The organism is Candidatus Aenigmatarchaeota archaeon, assembly GCA_016932615.1.
In the GTDB taxonomy this organism is placed as follows: domain Archaea; phylum Aenigmatarchaeota; class Aenigmatarchaeia; order QMZS01; family QMZS01; genus JAFGCN01.
In genome coordinates this window covers 68,305-88,503 of record JAFGCN010000009.1, presented here as the reverse complement: position 1 = coordinate 88,503, position 20,199 = coordinate 68,305, and the positions used below count along the sequence as shown (strand labels likewise).

Below are 20,199 nucleotides of genomic sequence, written 5' to 3'. Positions count from 1 at the left end.
TTCAATAAAAAATCCGTCCTTTGCCGAAATAACCTTTCCTGGACGCTATTCTTCCTCAATCTGCCCTTCAGCAGCTTTTCTTGCCTTGTCGGCCAGGTACTTGAGCCGCTGGACCCTAACCTGCCGATCGCAGCCAGCGCACTTTACCGAAAATGGCCTTTTGAAGGGCTTTTTTGTGTACTCATAAAAGCCGCAATAGGGACAGATATACTCGACATGGGCTTCCTTTTCGCCTTTTAGCAAAAGAACCCTTATCTTGCCTCCATTTTCAAGCCCCCTCTGAGTATGGTAATCGCTTTCGCCTGGGCCAATCTTCTTTTCGTCTATAATCTTCTGGATTTTTCCAAATTCTGCCATAACAACACAAGTTTTTTAAAAAGAAATAGTGGACCCCGCAATATCCCGGTTAGATCAAGATGGCTTTCAGCCAATATTAAAATATAATGGACCAGACAAGATTTGAATTCGCAGATGCGGGCCTTGGAAGGTTACTTCTGCCTGCAAAGCAGGCAGTTTCGCTTTCTTTTGGTCCTGGAGCTTCCTTCATTTGCAAAGCAAATGAGGCCCCATTCCTTTCGGAATGAGGGTTCTTTCGCTGAAGGAAAGCTTCACTTGCGACCTCTACGTTATCAGCGTAGCGCTCTAACTTCTCAGCCGCGAAGGGAGTACCTAAAGTCGGCTTCCAAGCTGAGCTACTGGTCCATAAATTAAATGGTTAATCAATAAAAGTTACCTCTCTAAATGCCTGCCGCCCTTTCTGAAAGGAAATCACCCCTCATGGCCCAGTAATTGCCTGACATCGACCTTGGAGATATGCCTAGTGCCATAAAACAGGTATTTGCCTGGAGAGCCTGGTCAAAAAAGCTCGAATCAACCCCAGAACCATAGCCCTCCTCATATTTACTTCTTACCTCCCTAAATGGAATCCCTGAATAGCATGAAGCGGTAAGCGTGTAGAATATGTTGTCGATAGCGCGCCCCTCTGGGCCAAACTTTTTAGGCACAAGCTCAAAATCAATAAGGTGCAGCTTGCTTTCGCCCAAATTCTCCGGAAGTTTCCCATCTTCAAGTTCCGGGCATTCAACCATAATCTGCCTTGCAAATAGGTCTCCGTGAACTATGCCTGCGTCGTGCATTTTTCTGACTAATTCACCAGCATTACTGGTAATCTGGAGCTTATCTTCACGGCTGACATTTGGGTTTGGATAAACCTTTGACAAAGGTAATCCCTCTATTTTATTCATCTCCAAATAATCCGGGCCGCAGCCGATAACCCTTGGAACCGGAACGCCCATACCGCTAAGATACCTCAGAACATATTCTTCATTAGAGCACCTCTCATAGGGAGAGCTATGCTCATAGGTCATAAGGGGAACTAAAGTAACCATCCTATGCCCAGCCCGGGTGCGCGCCGAGCCGTAATGCTTTATAACCGAATCCGGCCCGATTTTAAAGTCATTCTGGTGGGTTATTATATCAAAAAACCACTCCTTTGCCCCTTTCGCCCCAAAAGGCGATTTGAAGATACCTGCCATAAATCTATACTCTTCGGTAGTATTTATACTACTTTTTAGTTACAATTTACATCTCCCGTAGCCGCTTAATCCGCTCATCGATAGGCGGGTGGGTCGCCCATATGCTGGAGACATTTCTCCCCAAAAACGGGTTTGCAATGTATAGAGACGCGGCGGTTTTTGACCCCACGGGGTGGTCCGGCAGGTCTGCCTTTATCTTTTCAAGTGCTTTTGCCAATCCCTCCGGGTTTCTCGAAAGGCGCGCTCCGCTTGCGTCTGCCAGGTATTCCCTGTTTCTGGAAATGGCAAGGTACGTGAGCTTAGCAAAAATCGGGGCAAGAATTGCAAAGAGAATCCCTACCAATATCAAAGCCCCGCTTCCCTTGTTCCTGTCCGAATTTCCTCCGCCCCAGATAAATGACCTTAAAAGAATCTCCGAGATAAGCGCAATTGCCCCGACAACTCCAATAGTAACGGTAGCAAGCAGAATATCCCTATTCATTATATGCGACATCTCGTGCGCGATAACGCCCTCCAGCTCTTCTCCTTTAAGCTGCTCAAGGGCGCCTGTCGTAACGCAGATTACGCTTTCATCCGGATTTTTCCCCGTGGCAAAAGCATTGATGTCTTTTGAGTCCTGAATGTAAACTTTCGGCTTTGGCATTCCTGAAGCTATTGCAATCTCTTCAACCTTATATATGAGCAGCTTTTCAGCCCTGACTTTCGGGTCTGCCGGCCTTGCCTTTGTCGCGGCTATTACTGACTGGACTGAGAAGCTGTAGGACATGAGCACGTAAAAAAGGGCGACCGGAAATGCAATTAATGCCGCAAGCTCAGTCGGGACTCCCCAGACCCAGGCAATGGAAAAGACAAGCGCAAACATAAGCCCCAGCATAAACAGGCAAATCAAAACGGTCTTCTGCTTGTTTCTTGAAATCTGGTCCTCAAGCAAAACCTTCTGAGCCATAATCTAACTATTTACAAAATAGGAGGGGCTTGTAAATCAAAAAACAGAAACAAACAAAAACACTAAAATTTGACTTTTGGCGCCTTTCTTTCAGCTTCCTCAATCTTCAGCATCTCCTTTTCCTTCTTTTTCATCAGGGCGGCAAAAATGTTGCCGGGGATTGTCTCGACCATGTTGTTGAAGACAAGGACCGTATCATTGAAGTGCTGCCTGGAAAAGGCAATCTTGTTCTCGGTGCTGGTAAGCTCGTCCTGAAGCTGAAGGAAGTTCTGGCTGGCCTGAAGTTTAGGGTAGTTTTCTGCAACCGCAAAAAGCGATTTCAGAGCGCCAGTAAGCATCCCGTCTGCCTCCATCTGGGCCTTTGGAGTTTTTGCAGTCATAAGCGCAGACCTTGCCTTTGTCACATTCTCAAGGACCTCCCGCTCGTGCTTCATGTAGCCCTTGACCGTTTCCATGAGGTTTGGAATAAGCTCAGCCCGCCTCTTAAGCTGCACGTCAATCTGTGCCCATGCGTTGTCAATTGTGTTTTCAAGCCCGATTATCCGGTTGAAATAATAGATGCCAATCAGCAGCACAAGCCCAAGAATCGCCAGTGGTATCAAGATTATCGCGTCCATAATCATAGCTTATATAGATTACTAGGGAAGCGATGGAGTTTCAAAGCTTCTTTAAGCCCTGCCACCAGTCGGTCGATGAAACTTCCGGCAGCGCCTGCCCGAGCCGAATGGCCGAGCGGGTCTGAAGCCGGCCAAGCGAGTTCTTTATCCAGGGCTTTGTATCATAGCCCTTTTCAAGATATTCCTTTGCGGTAAGCGCAGTTTCCAAAAAGTCCGCATCCTTTGCAATTATTCCCGCCCTGCAATCCTTTCGAAGAATTTTTCTTGTAAGCGCAACAATCTCCTTTCCCATGTCCCCAAGTGGCCTTACCTGGTCCTCCAGAATCTCCTCCTCATCGTAATCCACATAGCGGTTTGCGACCTTGTCTATATCGCAAATCCTGCACTCCGCAATCTCGTGAAAAGCAAGAATTGCGCAAACTTCTCCCGGGTCTTCATAGCCCTCCATCAGCGCAAGAAGGTATCCTATTTGTATGGTCCTCGAATTATGGTCAGCAACGCTTTCCGGACAATCTATCCCTGCAAGCCGCCATCCGCTCCGACTTATTCTCTTTAGCTGGCCCAACTCAAACATCAGGTCCAGAATATGCGCATCTTCAGCCATAATAAGGGTTTGAAAAAATACTGAAACAGACAGATTCGGCAAGCCAGGACAACAAAAACGAATTTCAAAACAAAAAATGAAATTTAGCTGTTTACTCAAGCGACTTTCGGATTTTATTTGCTTTTCCTTCCTTGATTTTTTTGTCGAGTTCCTTTGAAAGCAGCTTGAAGAACTTTATCTGGTCATCAAGAAACTTTGCGGCTATCTTAAGACCCGCCTTGTCCTTCTTTGCGCTCTTTTTCAGGACACCCTTCACTACATCAAAGTACGCAATCCAGGATTCAGAAATGCCTTTAGAGACCTTCAGCTTCTCCGTGTCGCCTTCCTTTTCCGCCTTGTCTATCGCCCTGAGAAGAACTGTGACCTGCTCATTGTATTTTTTCTCCGTGTGCTCGAGGTACTTTGAAAAGTCTGTCTTGAATTTCGCTGAATTTATTTTTTTGGCAGATTTTGCTTTTTGCATTTTAAGATAACCTATCAGAAATCCAGGCCAATAAGCGCCTTTTTCTCAGTGCTGAAATAATGCTTCTCCTCGCCCAGGTTTGTGACAAGGTCGGCCAGCTGAATTATTCTCTCCGAAGCTCCCCTCCCGGTAAGTATCACATTAGTGCCGTTTCTCTTTGACAGGAGCGAAACGACATCGCTTTCTTTTAGAAGCTTGAACTTTATTGCATAAAGAATCTCATCGAGAACCACGAGCTTGTACTTTTTCTCTTCCATGACTTTGAGCGCAAACTCCAGGCCTTTTTTTGCCTTCTTGAGGTGGGCATCAAACGAGCAGGACTTGAGGTCAGAGGCAAGCTTGTCTGCTGCAACCTTTTTGCCGTTTTTCCGCCCCCCCTTCTTTGCGCCCGCGCTCGGGGCAATGTTTGCGGAAGTCACAAACTGCACATCAGGGTTTCCCTCAATCCAGCCGCTCAGGACTGACTGGGTTGTCGAAAGAAAATAAGGCGGCCCGTAAAGAAATACGTCCACCAAAGAGCTTGGCTCCAGAAAGCGGTATTCCCCTGTCTTTCTACCCTTCATGAAATGAATTATCGCAACCTTGTTTCCATAGCCAGCAAACCTTATAGCGTGGCCCAAGGCAGCAGTAGTCTTGCCTTCACCGTCACCGGTATAGACCAAAACTTTCCCGGACATAAAATCAAGATAGAGATAAGATATAATAGCCGCTTTGTTTGACCAAAGTAACTATGTCCCCATAGATAATTTTAGTCAAAATAGCATCCCATTTGCCGCCAGTGCTTCCAAAAACCAAATATGCGCCCCCACAAATGCCTCCTACTCGTCTTCACCCATTGTTTCCAGCTTCTTTTCGTAAACGCTGCCCTCTGGATCGGTTTCGGCAAAAATCTGCGCCTGAAACCGGTAAATCTGGACGGGGCTTACAATCCAGGCATCCCTGTCAAGGCCTGCCTTGTGGCAAAGCTCACAAAGGTAAGTCTTTACGTCCCAGCCCTGCTCGACAGGAACCTGCGGCAGGAAAACCCCCGAATGAAAGCCCGATCGGATAAAAAGCCCGTCCTTTCCAATGCTGACCTCCTTAAGGTAGTCCCTCGGCTCGAAGACAGTTATCTTTTCCATGGGGCTCAAAACGGTAACTTCAATTATAGTCTCGTCAAGCTCAAACTCCTGCATAGGAAAAAACCTTGGGTCCTGCGTTGCAGAGCAGCTCACCCCTGTAATAGTCTCGACAAGGTTTTTTTCGGGGACAATCACTCCGATGCATCCCCGGAGTTTCTCCGAAGGGTAAGTTAGAAGTGTGCAAAAAGCGCCCTGTTTTGCCTTAAGCTCTATGGGAAACATTTTTGGAGGAGGCATAGGGACAAGATTTTGAAGATAGTATTTTATCGAGTCCCTTGAAAGCTTTACGAGAAATTCTCCGCCCTTAACGGAAATAGCCATAAGTAGATAACCCGAATTAGTATATCTTTTATGGGTCAAGTGCTTAAGGCGGCGTTTCTTTTTGCAGGTACTATTATCGGAGCCGGAGTGCTTGCGCTTCCTTCCGTCATAGCAGAAACAGGGCTCATTTACGGAACTGCAATCATATTTGGAGTGGGGGCATTAATAGCCCTCGCAGCCCTCATGTTCGGGGAGGTTGTTCTCAGGACAAGAGGGGTCCACCAGCTACCAGGGCTTGCCAGAAAATACGCAGGGAAAAGGGCAAGCCAGATGGCAGTCATTTTTTCGATACTTGGAATATACGGCGGGCTTATTGCATATATTCACGGCTCAGCCCTGGTCATAAACCAGTTTTTCGGGCTTAGCCCATTCCTTGCAAAGCTCATATTTTTCGTGCCAGTTACTTTTGTAACCTACTACGGCATAAAAGGCGTCGAGGAATCTGAGGGGTTTCTTACAGGGCTTCTGGTGCTCTGCCTTCTGGCCATGTCAGCAGGCGCGCTTTTCTTCTACAACCCCTCGAACGTAACTACAGGAAGCATTGCCAACATTCTCTTACCCATAGGGGTCCTTGTATTCGCGCTCGAGGGGCTTCCTGCAATCCCTCAGATGAACGAAATTTTGTCAAGAGAAAAAAAGGGCCTCAAAAAAAGCATAATTATTGGAATCTCCATTCCCATTCTCCTCTACGCGCTCTTCTGCTTTGCCTCCATCGGGGCGCTTGGAACAAATGTAGGAGAAGTCGCGACAATGGGGCTTGCAGAGTACGGACGGGCATTTTACCTACTGGGGGGAATTTTTGCGCTTCTTGCCATGTCCACGGGCTTTATCTCATTTTCAAACGCAGTTGCCGAAACATATTCAAAAGACCTCAAAATAAACAGGAAACTCTCCTGGGCTCTTGCCTGCTTTGTCCCTCTTATAGCCCTGTTTGCTTCGAACATTATCCTGCCCTCTCTTGACTTTGCAACCCTAATCGCGTACACCGGCGTCCTTTTCACCGGACCATATTACCTCATCGTAATCTACACGTTCTACAAAGCAAGGCAGCTTGGGGGGGACAGAAAGCCCGAGTACGAGCTCAGGATTCCAAGCTACCTGACAGGGATGATGATGCTTGTTTTCCTTGCCTTTTCCATGTGGGCTTTCTGGACAACTTTGTCGCCGCTGATTTAATGTTAAATCCCCAAAAAGAACAAAAGCGTGGGCACTATCAAAACTACCATCATCAGGCTCCGCCTTGCATCAGCGGTTATGCAATAAACACCTATCGAAAATCCGGTCGCAGCGACAAGTATTCCGAGTAAGCCCGTAGTCATAACAACAAGGGCCAGCAAAAACACAAAGATAATCTTTGACAGCTTGGAGAAATTTATGCGGCTCGAGTTCCTTATGAAAATTCTCGACATAATCAAAGTAAGTAGCGCCCCAAGCCCTGCGCTAAGCACAATCATAAACAGCACAAGGAGCATTGTCCAAACCGTGTACTCAAACTGAAGCGCCTGAATGGCAACACTAGAGCCGCTTCTGGGGTTTCCAAGAGTCCAGAGGGCAATTATCGAAAAAATCGAGCTGGCTGAGGCAATTCCCCCGACAGTTATCATAAAATCTTTTGGGCTGCTTGTCCCGGAAACTTCCTGTGACATTACAGTCACTTCGCTTGTCCCCACCCCAGGGAGGTTTCCTGCAAGGAGCCCACACAAAACAGACATGAGCGAGCTCTTCCGCCTGGAAGAGTCAGAAAAATCGGCATCCATCTCCTGGCTTGGTATGCCTCCCGAAGCAGATGAGAGCGCAAGAGCAGAAAGGCCAAAAAGCCCGCAAAATGTCGGAAAGAGAACCTGGCTTGACGAAATCGGGAGCTGGAATATGAGAAGCCCATAAATGCCAGAAAAGCCAAATACAAGGACAGAGGGAAGAAGTTTCCTGCGGCTTGTCCAGAAAAGGTGGATAATGGTCACGAGAAGAAGAAACACTATGGCGGGCTTAAGGACATAGTAAGCCCTCGGTATGAAAATTACAAAGCATGGAAAAAGGATGAGTATGAACATGGCTGCGAAAATCCCCCCATAAACGGACAAAAGAATTGCTTCATACGCCCTGCCCGCCAGGAGAAGCTTTTGCCCGGGCATTGTCGCCATCGCAGTGCTTTCCTCAGGAGCGGAAAAGAGGATTGCAGGTATGAAATTGACAAAAGCATTTGTCATCTCGCAGCCCACAACAAGCGCCACCAGAAAGAAGATGTCAAGCCCAAGGAAAGGGGAAGCTGCAAGAATCAGGAAAGAAATGGTATTTGGGTGCAGGCCCGGCACAAGGCCGGCAAGAGTTCCAAGAAAAGCCCCTAGAAGCAGATAAAGTAGCAACTCAAGGAACATATATATTAATATGCATATTTTACTCAAAAAGTGATGCTTAAAGTATAGGAAAGTAAGTCAATTAATGAAAGCAAAAAATTCATTTGGTTTAGCAGCAGCCCTAGTGGCACTAGTGATGATCAGCGGACTTGCAATCGCGGCTTCTATGGACAGGATTCCTGCAGAAGTAATTCCTTCAGGAACTGAAATAGAAGTGCCTCAGAATGCAATAGACAAGTCACCAGCTATCGAAGAAAGGTTGATTGTCCCGGAAGGATATTCAACTGACAAGGCAAAGATAAAGGCAGCTGGCTGCACGATTGTGCACGAGCTTAGCGATGCCCTTGCAATAGAATGCCCCAAAGGAACATCTATAACCGGCGCGATTGAAGACAAAAAAGTATACGCAATGGATATTATCGCCGGCCTGCAGATAAACGCAGATGACGTCTGGGCATTGGGATACACGGGATCAGAAGTCACCGTAGCGGTTTTGGATACCGGAATCGATTACAATCACGTGGAACTTTCAAACCACTATGTTGGCGGATATGATTACGTAAACGAAGACGAGGACCCACTTGACGACAATGGCCATGGAACCCACTGCTCAGGAATAATCACCGCAACAGGAGAAAGGCCTGAAGCAACCGGAGCAGCGCCAGACACTAAAATCTGGGCAGGAAAAGTCCTTGACGCAAGCGGCTCTGGATACACCTCAGACATTGCTCTGGCAATCCAAGATGTTGTTGACGGAGGAAAAGCAGACATAATTAGCATGAGTCTTGGTGGAGGAGGAACAACTTCCGAAAACTGCGACTATGACTACTTGGCGCAAAAAGTAAACTGGGCAGCAGAAAACGGCGTAACGGTCGTTGTTGCTGCAGGGAATAACGCCAGATATGTTTCAATCCCTGGATGCGCAAGCGGCGCGATTGCAGTTGGAGCAGTTGACAAAAATGACATAAGGGCCTCCTTTTCAGGAAGAGGGCTTGCCCTGGACATAATGGCTCCTGGAGTCAGCATCTACTCGACTTACCTGGATGGCGGCTACGCTATTGCCTCCGGAACCTCTATGGCAACACCTCATGTAGCGGCAGTAGTCGCAATGATGAAGCAGAAAAACACTGAAGCAACAGATTCAGAGATAAAGGACGCGCTCTACACCACAGCAGTAGACCTTGGCTCAACTGGCTGGGACAAATACTACGGATGGGGCAGAGTTGACGCCCTTGGAGCAGTAAACGCAATACCTTCAAATACCCCATGCACTCTCGACAGTGAGTGCAATGACGGAAACGAATGCACTACCAACACTTGCAACATCCTAACTGGAAAATGTGAATTCCCGCCAGTTGAAGAGGGAACAACCTGCTCAATCGGGCTTTGCTGCTCAGGAATCTGCACGGCACAGGAGTGTTCGGAAGATATCAACTGCAACGATAACAATGCCTGCACAGTTGACGCCTGCTCAAACCCATTCACATGCGGTGCGACCTGCACCTATACTTCAATTACACAGTGCATAAGCGGTGACGGATGTTGCCCTGCAGGATGCTCTTCAGAAACAGACTCCGATTGCACAGCAAGCGTATGCGTACCTCGAGGAGCATTCTGTAACTGCGATGGATCCTGCAACAAGAAAGAAACCATAGCCACCTGCCCTTGGGACTGCAAATAAGCTAATTTTTGATTTTTCAAAATTTTCGAACAGGTTTATGCCTTTGGCAAATAAAGGTTATCTAATTCTAACATTAAGTTATAAATACTTAACATACTAATATATGGAAGCGAAAAGCAGATACAACTGGCGGCTAATCCTCGGGCCAATACTCCTTCTTGGCGGAATTGCCCTGGGGCTATTCTGGCAGGGAATCCCAAATATATTAGTGTCCATAATAACCGCAATGGGCGCGATATTCATAGTGGTGGGCATCCGAAAAATGAAATATGGTGATGCATACAAGGGAGACGAGAGGACAAGAAAAATCTGGGCATATTCTGCGGCATACTCCTGGTGGCTGACCTACATCGCCATAGCAATCCTTTTCTGGGTGGACTACCTGAAGCTTGCTGACCTCACAGTCGGCGCAGTCCTTGGAATCCTGCTATTCACTATTGCCATAACCCAGATAATCATCGGCTGGATACTCTCAAGGAAAGGAGATGTGCAATAAGTAAGATGAAGACAAAAATCAAGGAGCTTCGGGCGCGACTTAGTATAACTCAGGAAGAGCTGGCGGAGAAAGTCGGTGTCAGGAGAGAGACCATTTTGTTTTTGGAGAAGGGCAAATACAACCCCTCCCTCCTTTTAGCCAAGAAAGTTGCAAAGGCGCTGGAGGCAGAAAGCATTGAGGAGGTTTTTGTTTTTGAGAAATCGGATTTATCAAAATAGGAGTCTAACTTTTATGAAAACCCAAAAAATAACTGAAGGAAACATAAAACTACTCGTCCCGGAAGGCGAGGAGCTTACCAAAAAGATGAGCACATTCTATAACCCGGAGATGAAGTTTGACAGGGACTTGTCTGAAGCAATAATTTCTGTTCTGAAGCCAAAGAAGGTAATTGACACTATGTGCGCAAGCGGCGTGCGGGGCCTCCGGTACAAGTCAATTCTCCCTGATTCCGAAGTTGTCCTAAATGACCTAAACCCAACGGCAGTAAAACTGGCGGAAAAGAACGCAAAGGAAAACGTTCTTTCTGTAAGAACCGAAAACACGGGGCTGCTTAAAATCCTGCACTCAGAATTTTTCGACTTCATCGACATTGACCCCTTCGGCTCCCCCATTTACTTTCTTGACGCCGCCTCTAAGTCCATAAGAAACAACGGAGTGGTCGCAATAACTGCAACCGACACAGCCGCCCTCTGTGGAACGTCTCCAAATGCGTCCTTGAGGAAATACGGGGTCAAAAGCATGAGGTGCGACTTTTCAAAGGAGCTGGGGCTTCGAATCCTGATTTCAGCGGCGATGAGGTATTTTTCAAAAGAAGAGCTTGCTTACCATCCCATTTTCTCCTACTCGCGCCGCCATTACTTTAGAATTTTCGGGCAGGTGGCTCGTGGCGCCCAAAAAGCAGACAAGCTTCTCGAAAGCTTCAGCCATTTGTCCTACTGCCGTAAATGCGGCTACAGAGATTACGGAATACAGGAAAACTGCAGGAGGTGCAGCAGCAAAATGGCCATTGTCGAGCCCGTCTACATCGGGGACTTTTCGTCAAAGAGCTTTTGCGAGCAAGTTCTGGAATCGCAAAAAGCCCAGGACAAAACTGAAAAAACACCTTCTCCCAAAATAAATGAAAAACACAAGCAGTTTATAGGAACAGTCAAAAGCGAGCAGGGCTTTCCTCCATACTGCGACGTCCACAGGATTGCGGAGCTTAACGGGCGGCAGATTCCTCCAACCGAAGAGCTCCTAAAAAAGCTTGGCGGCGTAAGAACGCACTTCCTGGGAACAGGCATAAAGACCAAAAAGAGCTTTGGCGACCTCGTAAATGCCCTGCGCTAAATCTATTATTAATTGCACATAAATTATGGAAATCTCGGTCATAGTCCCTACTTCAAACGAGGAAACACAGGTAAGGGCTTGCCTGGAATCAATTTCCGACCAGACATTTCCAAGGGAAAAGTACGAGATAATTGTTTCCGACTGGAAAAGCACTGACCGGACAACCGAAATAGCGCGCAGGTACGCAGACAGAGTCGTCGTGACAAACAAAAAAGGGATCTGGTACGGCAGAAATCTTGGCGCAAGGTTTGCCAAAGGAAAATACCTCATTTTCATCGACGCAGACACTGTCATCGACAAGGACTACCTCTCACTCGTCTACAAGCATCTCGAAAAGGGCTTTGTGGGGGTGTCTACCGGATTTAGGTTCTCCGAGACCAGCCCGAAAATACACCTTGCCTGCCCGGTTGCAAACGGCTATTATGTGCTAAAAAACCTCTGGGGGCACTCCTACCTGATGGGCTTCAATATAGGGATGCCAAAAAAGCTGTTCGACAAAGTCGGCGGCTTTAAGGACATAGAGCTTGAGGACATAAAAATGGGTGAAGACCTCAAAAAATACGGAAAAACCATATTTCTTGCGAAAAGAAAAGTCGTAACCTCCCCGAGGCGGCTCGAGAATTTCGGGCTTTTCGGCGCGCTTCGCTACTACATTGAACTGCTCATCGTACAGAAAAAGAATATAAAAGACCCAGAAAAGTACAAGCACCTCAAGTATAAAAAGTACTGCCGGTCAGACGAAAAGCCAAAAAGCACCCCAAAAACAAAAAAAGCCAAGTAAAAACCTTCCAAAATCATTCTAAAAGATAGAAGATAGATGAATTATGCAGGAAAGACTTGTTGCCAGAAAGTCGGACATAAAGACCTTGTATAGTGGACAATATACGATACAGGAAGGGTTCAACCCGAATTATATCGAAGTGGACGGCGAGCGGCTCTCAAGAGTGCGAGTAATGGCAACAGTTATTGACAAGTTTCTCTCCGAGGATGGAAATTACGGCACGCTCACACTGGATGACGGAGTCGACACCATAAGGCTAAAGGCATTCCAGGATCTGAGAGTGATAGAAGCGATTGAAAAGGGAGACACCGTAGATGTGATTGCAAAGATAAGGGAGTACAATGGGGAAAGGTACCTTCAGCCGGAGATAGTTGCAAAGGTGGAAGACCCAAATTTTGAAGTCCTTAGAAAGCTTGAGCTTAGAAAGCTCAGGCGACACCCTGCCTCCCCAGAAAGCGCGCAGCCAACGATATCTACAGCCGAACAGACTACATCTGAAGCCACAATAGAAAAAACCCCCGCCAAAGCAGAGTCAAGATTACCTGCTTCAGAAGAGCCGGAAAATGAGGAAGTTCTGGGTGCAGAAGAGCCAAAAGAAGATATTGTGGTGGATTCTGAGCCAGCCGCAGAGGCGCTTGATGCGCCTGCCCCTGTCACAGCCCTGGCAGAAGAAGAAAAGAAAGCCAAAAGCGGGGAAAAACATAAGGCAAAAGCGGCAAGCGAGCAGAAAAAGCTGGCCTGAACAAGATACCTAAAGTGAAGAGGGCTTAATAGTTATGATGAAGCCAATCGCCGGGCTTATTAGCGGCATTGTTCTGGTGCTCCTCTCCATATACTTCATAGGCACAGAAACAGTTCTCAATACCCTGGCCCAGATGAACCTGAATTACCTCTCCTGGGCAATCTATCTTACCCTAACCATAATGCTTCTCCACTCGATACGTCTGAAGATGATTCTGGATGCCCAGAAATACCAGCTCGGTCTTTGGAATGCCACAAAAATCCATGTTGCAAGCAATACCGCAAACCTCATGACCCCTGTCGTAAAGGTCGGCGGAATCCCCCTCAAGGTACATTATCTCTCAAGGGCGAACCTTCCTTCCATGATGTCCTGCGCCTCGGTAATTGGTGAAATAGCCACAGAAACCTTCTCTTTCTATTCGACATTCATCCTGATACTTGCTTACCTCACCATAACAAACCACCTGCCACCCAACTACACTTATCTGGGGATACTGATGTTCGGCCTGTTCGTCCTCTTTTTCCTTGGCTCCTTCAAGGTATTAATGTCCCAAAAGCGTCTTGAGAGGTTCATAAAAAGCGTAATCCTTAGGTTTACTACCATTAATGCAAAGCTTGCCTCAAAGCAGCTCAACTGCAGCATAAACACCTTCTTTAGCAATGTCCCTCTGTTCTATGGAACGCTTGCAATATCCTTCTTTTGCCGTTTGCTTGAGTTTGCGCGGCTGAGCTTGATATTTCTTGCGCTTGGGCTGAACGTTGGGCTTGGAATAGTCCTTACTCTATGGATCCTGGAGGCCTTCCTTTCCGGACTGCCCTGGCTTCCCGGCAGCGTCGGGCTTGTAGAAATTGGCTCCATTTCAGTCCTTGCCGTCCTGCAGATGCCTGCCGCGCTTGCAGCTTCAATAATTCTCCTGAGCCGAGTGGTAAGTTACTGGATTCCGCTGTTCATCGGAGGGGCAGTAATGTCACGGCTTAAAAGGCATGGCGTGCGCTGCGAGCTCTAGTCTCCTTCCCCATTTCCAAAAGCCCGGAGACTACACCAAAAAGAAAAGTATGATTGAAAGGGCAAAGAAGATTGCCCAGACCTTTTTGCTATAGTAAAGTACCTTTGACCCATCAAGGGGGGCTATAGGCAGAAGGTTGAAGAAAGCAAGCCAGAAATTGATGCTTGCCGCCAGCCGGAACATGTCCGGAAATGCAAAAAAGCTTGCAACAGCGAAAAGAATTCCCAGGGCAAGGTTAACGGCTATCCCCGAGATAGATATCTTAAGCGAGATGTCGTTAAGCTTCTTCCTGCTTGCAAGAAAAGCGCCTCCGTGCCGGATAACCACCGCCCCGGGCGCGGCAATGAGAAAGCCAAAGAGCGACGAAAATACGGCCAAAATTACCCCCACGGGCCACATTTCATAATTTGCCTGAAAGCCATATCTCCTTGCGACCTGGCGATGCCCAAACTCATGCGAGAGAAAAGATACTGCCACCAGAAAAAGAAAGGTTAAGAGGACATTTAACGAAATACCGGCCAGGTTTCCAAGAGTAAACAGGGTGATTCCATTGAAAAGAAGCATAAATGCAATGCTAAGCGCCACCCAGGAAATGAGTATATCCTTAATCTCCTTATGCTTCATAAGTAACTTAAAACGTTCATTAAATATGGATGTAGGTACTGCAAGTTTCGTGATATTTATCGCTTTCATGTTGGCCGTGCTCTACCTGAAAAGAAAGGAGATAGAGTTCCAGGGCGTGCTCGCCCTCTACAAGACCACAAAGCTAAGAAGCAGCATCTACAAGATTGGCAAAGACCACAAAACCTTCTGGAAAGCGTATTTCAGCCTGGGAATACTCGTAGGAGTGCTGATTATGATACTCGGCCTTGCCTATATATCGGGAACCACCATTGACCTTATATCAGGAAAATCCACTCCCGCTTTCGGGCTGGTAATCCCATACCCCACCTCAGAGATATCCTATGAGTCTGGCCTTCTAAAAGTACCCGCCTGGCTTTGGGTGCTTGCAATACCGTTTCTTCTTATACCCCACGAGCTTTCTCACGGCCTTGCCTTGGCAGCAAACAAGCTGAAAATAAAATCCCTTGGGCTGATATCCCTTCTCATAATACCCGGCGCATTCGTAGAGCCGGACGAGGAGGAGCTTAAGAAAGCGGGCAAGAAAGAAAAGCTCCAGGTCTACTGCGCAGGAAGCTTTTCAAACCTCGTTGTGGGATTGGTGCTAGTTCTATTCACGCACATGCTTCTCGCCGGATTTTACGCACCTGCCGGAATAACTTACAGCCTGCCCTGGACCATGCTGAACACAAGTGAGGTTGTTTCAAACCAAACCCTGGAAAACGGGCTTGTTGAGCTTAGGACACAAAACGAAATTTACCTTCTGACTCCCGCCCTGCTGAGCGCGCAGGAAAATGAAACCCTTATTGCGGCATACGAAGACCTCCCCGCAGCAAGAAACAACCTTTCGGGCGTCATAAAGAGTATAGGCGGCTTTGAGACAAACAACCCTGAAGAGGTGCGGCAGGCGCTATCAACCTTCAGCCCGGGAGAAACTGTTGAGATTGTAACTTCCAGCGGGACTTACACTCCCACTCTTGCCGACCGAAACGGAACTGCATACCTCGGAATCCAGTTCAACAAGCCAAACACGATGGTCGCCCTGATAGCCCCTCAGAATGTAAGGCCATACGAGGCGAAAAGCGAGGTCGCAAAACCAGTCTTGGACTTTCTTTTGTCCCTGACAAACTTCATAATCGCAGTATGCATAGGGGTCGCCATATTCAACATGCTTCCGATGAAGCCGCTTGACGGCGGCCTTGTGCTTGAAGCCATTACAAACAGCAGCATCGCAAAGGCAAGCACCCTCCTGGTGCTGGGGCTGCTGCTGATAAACTTCGGGGCAGCAATTTTTGCATAAACTTTAAAGACCAAACAAATCCCAGCGATCTAAATAATTTCCTTCCAGGTCAACGAATTTTCTCATCGGGCTGTCATTGTGCCTTTTCCCTTCCTATCGGTTTTTTTCAGCCAATTGGCATGATGCTGGTTTTGACCTGAATCCCTACAGTCTTGGTGGCTTCAGCATTAGAGCAAAGAATATCTACACCCTTTGTGTTTCTCAAGGTGATTGAAGCAATATGCCCTCTCCGGGACAGTTCAGCAGCAACAAAATATTCTCCTGAAACACCACAAAGAATACTGCTTAGTTTATCCATATTGGAATTACAATTACCTGACCAGAAGCTCTGCCTGCTCTGGCTTATACCTCCAGCCAACAGGAAGCTGCTTTTTCTTTATGTAGTACTTTCCAAGGCGCCTTACCTTGGATTCTGTAAGCTGCAAAGCCCTCTTGTTGTGGTAGTCCATCTTGTTAGTGGACAGGTGCTTTCTGAGCTTTACCGCCTTTTTCATAAGGTTCATAAGGTCTTCAGGATAGGCATCCTTAAGCTCGTTTTTCTCCAAAAGCTTCTTTAGCCGAAAGCCCGTAGCAAGGCGAATAGATGCTATCCCTTCTGTGTCCCTAAGAAGCAGCCCTATTTCAGCAAGCTTCTTGCCCTCTTTTTTAAGGTTAGCCGCCTTTTCGGTCACCTCTTTTTCACTCAGAGGTTGCCATTCGGGGGCTTTGTTCCGGTAAAGCTTCTTTGAGCCGCTTTTGCCCTTCTTTCTAGCGTACATTCGAGCCATAAAAGAGTGTATGTTAAAAATATAAGAAGGAACTCTAGCCGCCGTCACGAGTATCTGCTTACCCAAATATCGGTTTTCGCCGACTCAAAAGCCCTCCTAAAATCAGAAAAGCTTTCTCCACCACAAACCGTGGCTATAAGCCCTACGTGATTTGCCCTATGGGCATCTGTACAGCCAATTCTTGGAAGACCATACTGCTTGCAAAATTTGAATGCATTGCCAAATTTGTAGGGCACTCCGTAACCTCCATGAATCCCCATGCATTCAACCCCCACAAAGTAACTGTCTAAAAGGCCAGCCACTTCAGAAAGGTATATTTGACGACCATTCGTAGGGTGCGCAATGATTATCAGCCCATCCTGAGCATCAATCTCATGAAAGGTTTTCTCAATTCCAAGCCCGTTAGGCACTGGTTCGCACACCCCTAAACCGACTACATGCATCTGGCCGGAATTTATTTCGATCCCGGGAACTATCTCCACTTCAAAGTCCCCTGCCAATGCCTGCATAGGCCCAACGCCAGCCATTGTGCCATGGTCAGTGACTGCTAACGCACTTAAGCCCCTGGAAGAAGCCACCCGAAGTATCTCAGCATAATCCGAATGCCCATCTGAGGCAGGAGTATGGAGGTGAGTATCTATGAGGTAGTCGTACATAAGACTAATTGCCTCCAAAAAATTGCCTAGATATAAATGTTTAGTTATTATGCCCCTTCAAACAGCTTATAAGAAGCGTTCCAATTCCCAAGGTATGGAAAAAACGCCTTCCTGCAAAGGCGAATCCTTCTTTCCTAAAAAGCTTAATCATCTCTAATTATGGACAGGGTATATGCTGGAGAGGTCAAAGAAAACGCGGGAAAAGAGGTCACAGTATATGGCTGGGTTGACGCGATAAGGGCTCTTGGAAAGATCACATTTGTGGTCATCAGGGACAGGAGCGGCAAAGTCCAGACAATTGCCCGAAAAGACACTCCCGCCTTCGACCAGATAAAGGACCTCTCAAGGGAATATGTCATCGAGGCAAGGGGGCTTGTAAAGGAAAGCAAAAGCGCTCCCGGAGGCTCTGAAATCGAGCTTAGCGAGGTAAAAACCATAAGCAAGGCAGAGCCCCTTCCAATCGAGTTTTCAGGCAAAATAGACACGAACATGAGCAAACGGCTTGACTACCGCTACATTGACCTTAGAAACCCCCAAACCAAGGAAATTTTTCTAATAAAGTCAGAAATTACAAACCGCTTTCGGAAGTTCCTGCATAAAAAGGGCTTTGTAGAGATACACACCCCAAAAATCGTAAAGCTTGGAGCCGAGGGGGGAAGCGAGATGTTCCCAATACTCTATTATAACCAGGAGGGCTACCTTGCCCAGTCGCCGCAGCTCTACAAGCAGATGATGCAGGCAGCCGGCTTTGAAAAAGTCTTTGAAATCGGGCCTGTTTACAGGGCCGAAAAGAGCCACACAATCAGGCACATATCAGAGTACTGGGGGCTTGACTGTGAAATGTCATTTATCAAAAGCTTCGAGGAGGTAATGGACACTGCAGAAGCGGTAATCAAATACACCCTCGAAAAGCTCGAGGAAGATCATAAGGATATAATCGAATCCTTTGGCGTCACCATGCCAAATTACAAGGAGCCGTTCCCGCGCCTTACACTTCAGGAGTGCTTTGAGCTTATTGGGAGGTCTGTCGAAGACCCGACTGCCGAAGAGGAAAAGCTTATCGGCTCGAAAGTCCTTGAAAAGCTCGGCTCAGACTTTGTCTTTATCAAAAATTACCCCTTCTCTGCAAGGCCTTTTTACACGATGAAAAACGCTAATGACCCTGCGCTTACAGACTCATTCGACCTTGTCTTCAGGGGGCTTGAGATAATCTCCGGAGGGCAGAGAGAGCATCGGCTGGAGGTTCTTTTGGCTCAGGCAAAGGAGAAAAACATTTCTGTCGAATCCCTAAGCTCTTACATAGAGTCTTTCAGATACGGCATGCCGCCCCACGGTGGGTTCGGGCTTGGAATCGAGCGGCTGGTCATGCAGCTACTTGGGCTTGAAAACATAAGGGAAGCGGTGCTGTTCCCAAGAGACACCGAGCGGCTCACACCTTAAGCAGCCCCTGTGCTATTTGTAGCCACAAAGGAGTGACTTTTTATTAATATATAAAATGTGAAATATATTATATGTTATGGCAGAAAAAAAAGAAAAAGGGGCTAAAAGAATGGCTGCTGGGCCTTCTTCCAAAAAGAAAGAAAACCCTGAAAGAAAAGGTAAAGGCAAAACTGACGAAAAAGCCTTCCTTAAAGAAGCGGGTATTAAAGAAAGTAAAGCGGAAGAGATGAAATCTCTAGTTCCCCCAAAACCACTGACACCTGAAGAGATGGATAGTATAAAAAAAGATGTTTTCAAAAAGGCCGAAAGCTTCAAGAAGCAGCTTCTAAGAAAACACAAAGACCTTGTAAAAACCATATTTATGTTTGGCTCCTACCTTCGTAACGACTTCACTAAGGAAAGCGACCTCGACATTCTGATTCTACTTGACGACACAAAAGTCATGATAACCCCCGAGTTCAAGGATAGGGTGACCCGCGAGGCATTTGATATTGCAAAGAAAACTGACGAGCGGCTTCACGTGCAGCCCGCCTGGACAGTTACAGAGTTCTGGGAAATGGTTCGGCTTTCTCACCCGCTCCTCCACACCGTCCTCAGAGACGGCTGGGCGCTTTACGACGAGGGATTTTTCATACCAATCAAAAAGCTCCTTGAGAGGGGCAAAATCCCGGCAACCCTTGAGGCAGTAGAGCTTTTGATGGCTTCAGCCCCACAGAAGATAGACCGGGCCAAAGGAGTAAAACTTTACCAGGTTACCGAAGACTGTTATGGGGCAATGCTTAACTCAAGCCAGGCCATCCTGATGTACCTGGGCAAGCCCGTACCAGACCCAAAGAATACTCCAAAAGCAATAAAAGAATACCTTGTGGACACGAAGATACTTCCAAAGTCCTACTTCGAGATGCTTGAAAGCGTCATAAAGTTCAGAAAAGATGTCGAGCACAAGCACATAAAAGACATAACCGGCGCCGAAGTTGACAGGTGGATAAAAAAAGCCGAAAATTATGTAAAGGAAATGGAGAAAATCTACCTCAACCTTCAAAACCAAAAGAAGCAAGGGGTTATAGACAGAAACTATGAAGTGCTCATCAAGTCGACAATATTTGCCCTCAAGAAAATGGACAAGCTTCCTCAGGACCCTAAAGACCTGCCCGGCGCAATAAAAACCCACCTGGTCAACAAGAACTACCTTCCAAAAAGCTACCTTGACACATTCAACAGGGTTGTCGGCATGAAGAAAGCCGCTGAAGAGGACCTTTCAAAGATAACCGAGCGGGACGTTGAGCTCACAAGAAGCTATGTCAAAAAGTTCGTAGACATCCTGGACAGGATTATGAATGAGTGCGAGTGCCCTCCAGCAGAGCCAGTTGCCAAAAGCAGCAAAAAGAAACGGAAATAATAGTGTCCCTCTAGAGTATA

Annotated in this window: 24 protein-coding genes; 11 read left to right on the top strand and 13 right to left on the bottom strand. The window is 47.0% G+C overall.

The window, feature by feature from the left end:
* Positions 1-45 precede the first annotated feature (45 nt).
* From JW727_02520 to JW727_02485, 8 genes are all read right to left on the bottom strand, one after another.
* The gene (locus tag JW727_02520) at positions 46-357 is read right to left on the bottom strand and encodes a hypothetical protein (GenBank protein ID MBN2094898.1); all 312 of its coding nucleotides are present in this window, start codon (positions 355-357) and stop codon (positions 46-48) included.
* A 380-nt stretch (positions 358-737) separates the two neighbouring features.
* The gene (locus JW727_02515) at positions 738-1,535 is read right to left on the bottom strand and encodes a phosphotransferase (protein ID MBN2094897.1); all 798 of its coding nucleotides are present in this window, start codon (positions 1,533-1,535) and stop codon (positions 738-740) included.
* A 46-nt stretch (positions 1,536-1,581) separates the two neighbouring features.
* Positions 1,582-2,481 carry a M48 family metallopeptidase gene (locus JW727_02510; protein MBN2094896.1) on the bottom strand — a complete coding sequence of 300 codons (900 nt, stop codon included), beginning with the start codon at positions 2,479-2,481 and terminating at the stop codon, positions 1,582-1,584.
* Positions 2,482-2,543: 62 nt separating this feature from the next.
* A complete protein-coding gene (locus JW727_02505; GenBank protein ID MBN2094895.1) occupies positions 2,544-3,104 on the bottom strand; it encodes a LemA family protein in 561 nt (186 codons plus the stop codon).
* Between the two features lie 34 nt (positions 3,105-3,138).
* Positions 3,139-3,702 carry an HD domain-containing protein gene (locus JW727_02500; GenBank protein MBN2094894.1) on the bottom strand — a complete coding sequence of 188 codons (564 nt, stop codon included), beginning with the start codon at positions 3,700-3,702 and terminating at the stop codon, positions 3,139-3,141.
* Positions 3,703-3,793: 91 nt separating this feature from the next.
* Positions 3,794-4,165, bottom strand: coding sequence for a hypothetical protein (locus JW727_02495; GenBank protein MBN2094893.1), 372 nt, complete (start codon positions 4,163-4,165; stop codon positions 3,794-3,796).
* A 14-nt stretch (positions 4,166-4,179) separates the two neighbouring features.
* Complete coding sequence (locus tag JW727_02490) at positions 4,180-4,842, bottom strand: cob(I)yrinic acid a,c-diamide adenosyltransferase (protein MBN2094892.1); 663 nt, start codon at positions 4,840-4,842, stop codon at positions 4,180-4,182.
* A 141-nt stretch (positions 4,843-4,983) separates the two neighbouring features.
* On the bottom strand, positions 4,984-5,607 hold the full coding sequence (locus tag JW727_02485; GenBank protein MBN2094891.1) for a TIGR00296 family protein: 624 nt from the start codon (positions 5,605-5,607) through the stop codon (positions 4,984-4,986).
* Between the two features lie 30 nt (positions 5,608-5,637).
* Between JW727_02485 and JW727_02480 the strand changes: the two genes are divergently transcribed.
* Entirely contained in the window at positions 5,638-6,783 is a 1,146-nt protein-coding gene (locus JW727_02480) for a hypothetical protein (GenBank protein MBN2094890.1), read from the top strand.
* Positions 6,784-6,785: 2 nt separating this feature from the next.
* On the opposite strand, the gene JW727_02475 is transcribed toward JW727_02480, so the two are convergent.
* The gene (locus JW727_02475; protein ID MBN2094889.1) at positions 6,786-7,982 is read right to left on the bottom strand and encodes a tripartite tricarboxylate transporter permease; all 1,197 of its coding nucleotides are present in this window, start codon (positions 7,980-7,982) and stop codon (positions 6,786-6,788) included.
* 64 nt (positions 7,983-8,046) lie between these two features.
* Between JW727_02475 and JW727_02470 the strand changes: the two genes are divergently transcribed.
* The 7 genes from JW727_02470 (at position 8,047) to JW727_02440 (ending at position 13,996) form a co-directional block, all read left to right on the top strand.
* Positions 8,047-9,642, top strand: coding sequence for a S8 family peptidase (locus JW727_02470; protein MBN2094888.1), 1,596 nt, complete (start codon positions 8,047-8,049; stop codon positions 9,640-9,642).
* A gap of 103 nt (positions 9,643-9,745) precedes the next feature.
* Positions 9,746-10,138: a hypothetical protein gene (locus tag JW727_02465; protein ID MBN2094887.1), complete on the top strand. Its 393-nt coding sequence runs from the start codon at positions 9,746-9,748 to the stop codon at positions 10,136-10,138.
* Positions 10,139-10,143: 5 nt separating this feature from the next.
* Positions 10,144-10,356, top strand: coding sequence for a helix-turn-helix transcriptional regulator (locus JW727_02460; GenBank protein ID MBN2094886.1), 213 nt, complete (start codon positions 10,144-10,146; stop codon positions 10,354-10,356).
* Positions 10,357-10,369: 13 nt separating this feature from the next.
* Positions 10,370-11,467 (top strand): methyltransferase, encoded by a 1,098-nt coding sequence (locus JW727_02455; protein ID MBN2094885.1) that lies wholly within the window; start codon positions 10,370-10,372, stop codon positions 11,465-11,467.
* A 25-nt stretch (positions 11,468-11,492) separates the two neighbouring features.
* A complete protein-coding gene (locus tag JW727_02450; protein MBN2094884.1) occupies positions 11,493-12,248 on the top strand; it encodes a glycosyltransferase in 756 nt (251 codons plus the stop codon).
* Between the two features lie 43 nt (positions 12,249-12,291).
* Complete coding sequence (locus JW727_02445) at positions 12,292-12,990, top strand: hypothetical protein (protein MBN2094883.1); 699 nt, start codon at positions 12,292-12,294, stop codon at positions 12,988-12,990.
* A gap of 34 nt (positions 12,991-13,024) precedes the next feature.
* Positions 13,025-13,996 carry a flippase-like domain-containing protein gene (locus tag JW727_02440; GenBank protein MBN2094882.1) on the top strand — a complete coding sequence of 324 codons (972 nt, stop codon included), beginning with the start codon at positions 13,025-13,027 and terminating at the stop codon, positions 13,994-13,996.
* 30 nt (positions 13,997-14,026) lie between these two features.
* Here JW727_02440 and JW727_02435 read toward each other — a convergent pair whose 3' ends face one another.
* Entirely contained in the window at positions 14,027-14,620 is a 594-nt protein-coding gene (locus JW727_02435) for a metalloprotease (GenBank protein ID MBN2094881.1), read from the bottom strand.
* A gap of 25 nt (positions 14,621-14,645) precedes the next feature.
* On the opposite strand from JW727_02435, the gene JW727_02430 reads away from it, so the two are divergent.
* Positions 14,646-15,917 (top strand): site-2 protease family protein, encoded by a 1,272-nt coding sequence (locus JW727_02430; GenBank protein ID MBN2094880.1) that lies wholly within the window; start codon positions 14,646-14,648, stop codon positions 15,915-15,917.
* Between the two features lie 106 nt (positions 15,918-16,023).
* On the opposite strand, the gene JW727_02425 is transcribed toward JW727_02430, so the two are convergent.
* The 3 genes from JW727_02425 to JW727_02415 are packed head-to-tail and all read right to left on the bottom strand — an operon-like array spanning position 16,024 to position 17,340.
* Positions 16,024-16,215 carry a hypothetical protein gene (locus tag JW727_02425; protein MBN2094879.1) on the bottom strand — a complete coding sequence of 64 codons (192 nt, stop codon included), beginning with the start codon at positions 16,213-16,215 and terminating at the stop codon, positions 16,024-16,026.
* Between the two features lie 13 nt (positions 16,216-16,228).
* Positions 16,229-16,684 carry a 30S ribosomal protein S15 gene (locus tag JW727_02420; protein ID MBN2094878.1) on the bottom strand — a complete coding sequence of 152 codons (456 nt, stop codon included), beginning with the start codon at positions 16,682-16,684 and terminating at the stop codon, positions 16,229-16,231.
* A 44-nt stretch (positions 16,685-16,728) separates the two neighbouring features.
* Positions 16,729-17,340, bottom strand: a complete 612-nt coding sequence (locus JW727_02415) for a hypothetical protein (protein ID MBN2094877.1) — start codon at positions 17,338-17,340, stop codon at positions 16,729-16,731.
* A 159-nt stretch (positions 17,341-17,499) separates the two neighbouring features.
* Here JW727_02415 and aspS point away from each other — a divergent pair, with 159 nt between their 5' ends.
* Positions 17,500-18,780: an aspartate--tRNA(Asn) ligase gene (gene aspS, locus JW727_02410; GenBank protein MBN2094876.1), complete on the top strand. Its 1,281-nt coding sequence runs from the start codon at positions 17,500-17,502 to the stop codon at positions 18,778-18,780.
* A 76-nt stretch (positions 18,781-18,856) separates the two neighbouring features.
* Complete coding sequence (locus JW727_02405) at positions 18,857-20,179, top strand: nucleotidyltransferase domain-containing protein (protein MBN2094875.1); 1,323 nt, start codon at positions 18,857-18,859, stop codon at positions 20,177-20,179.
* Positions 20,180-20,199: the final 20 nt, after the last annotated feature.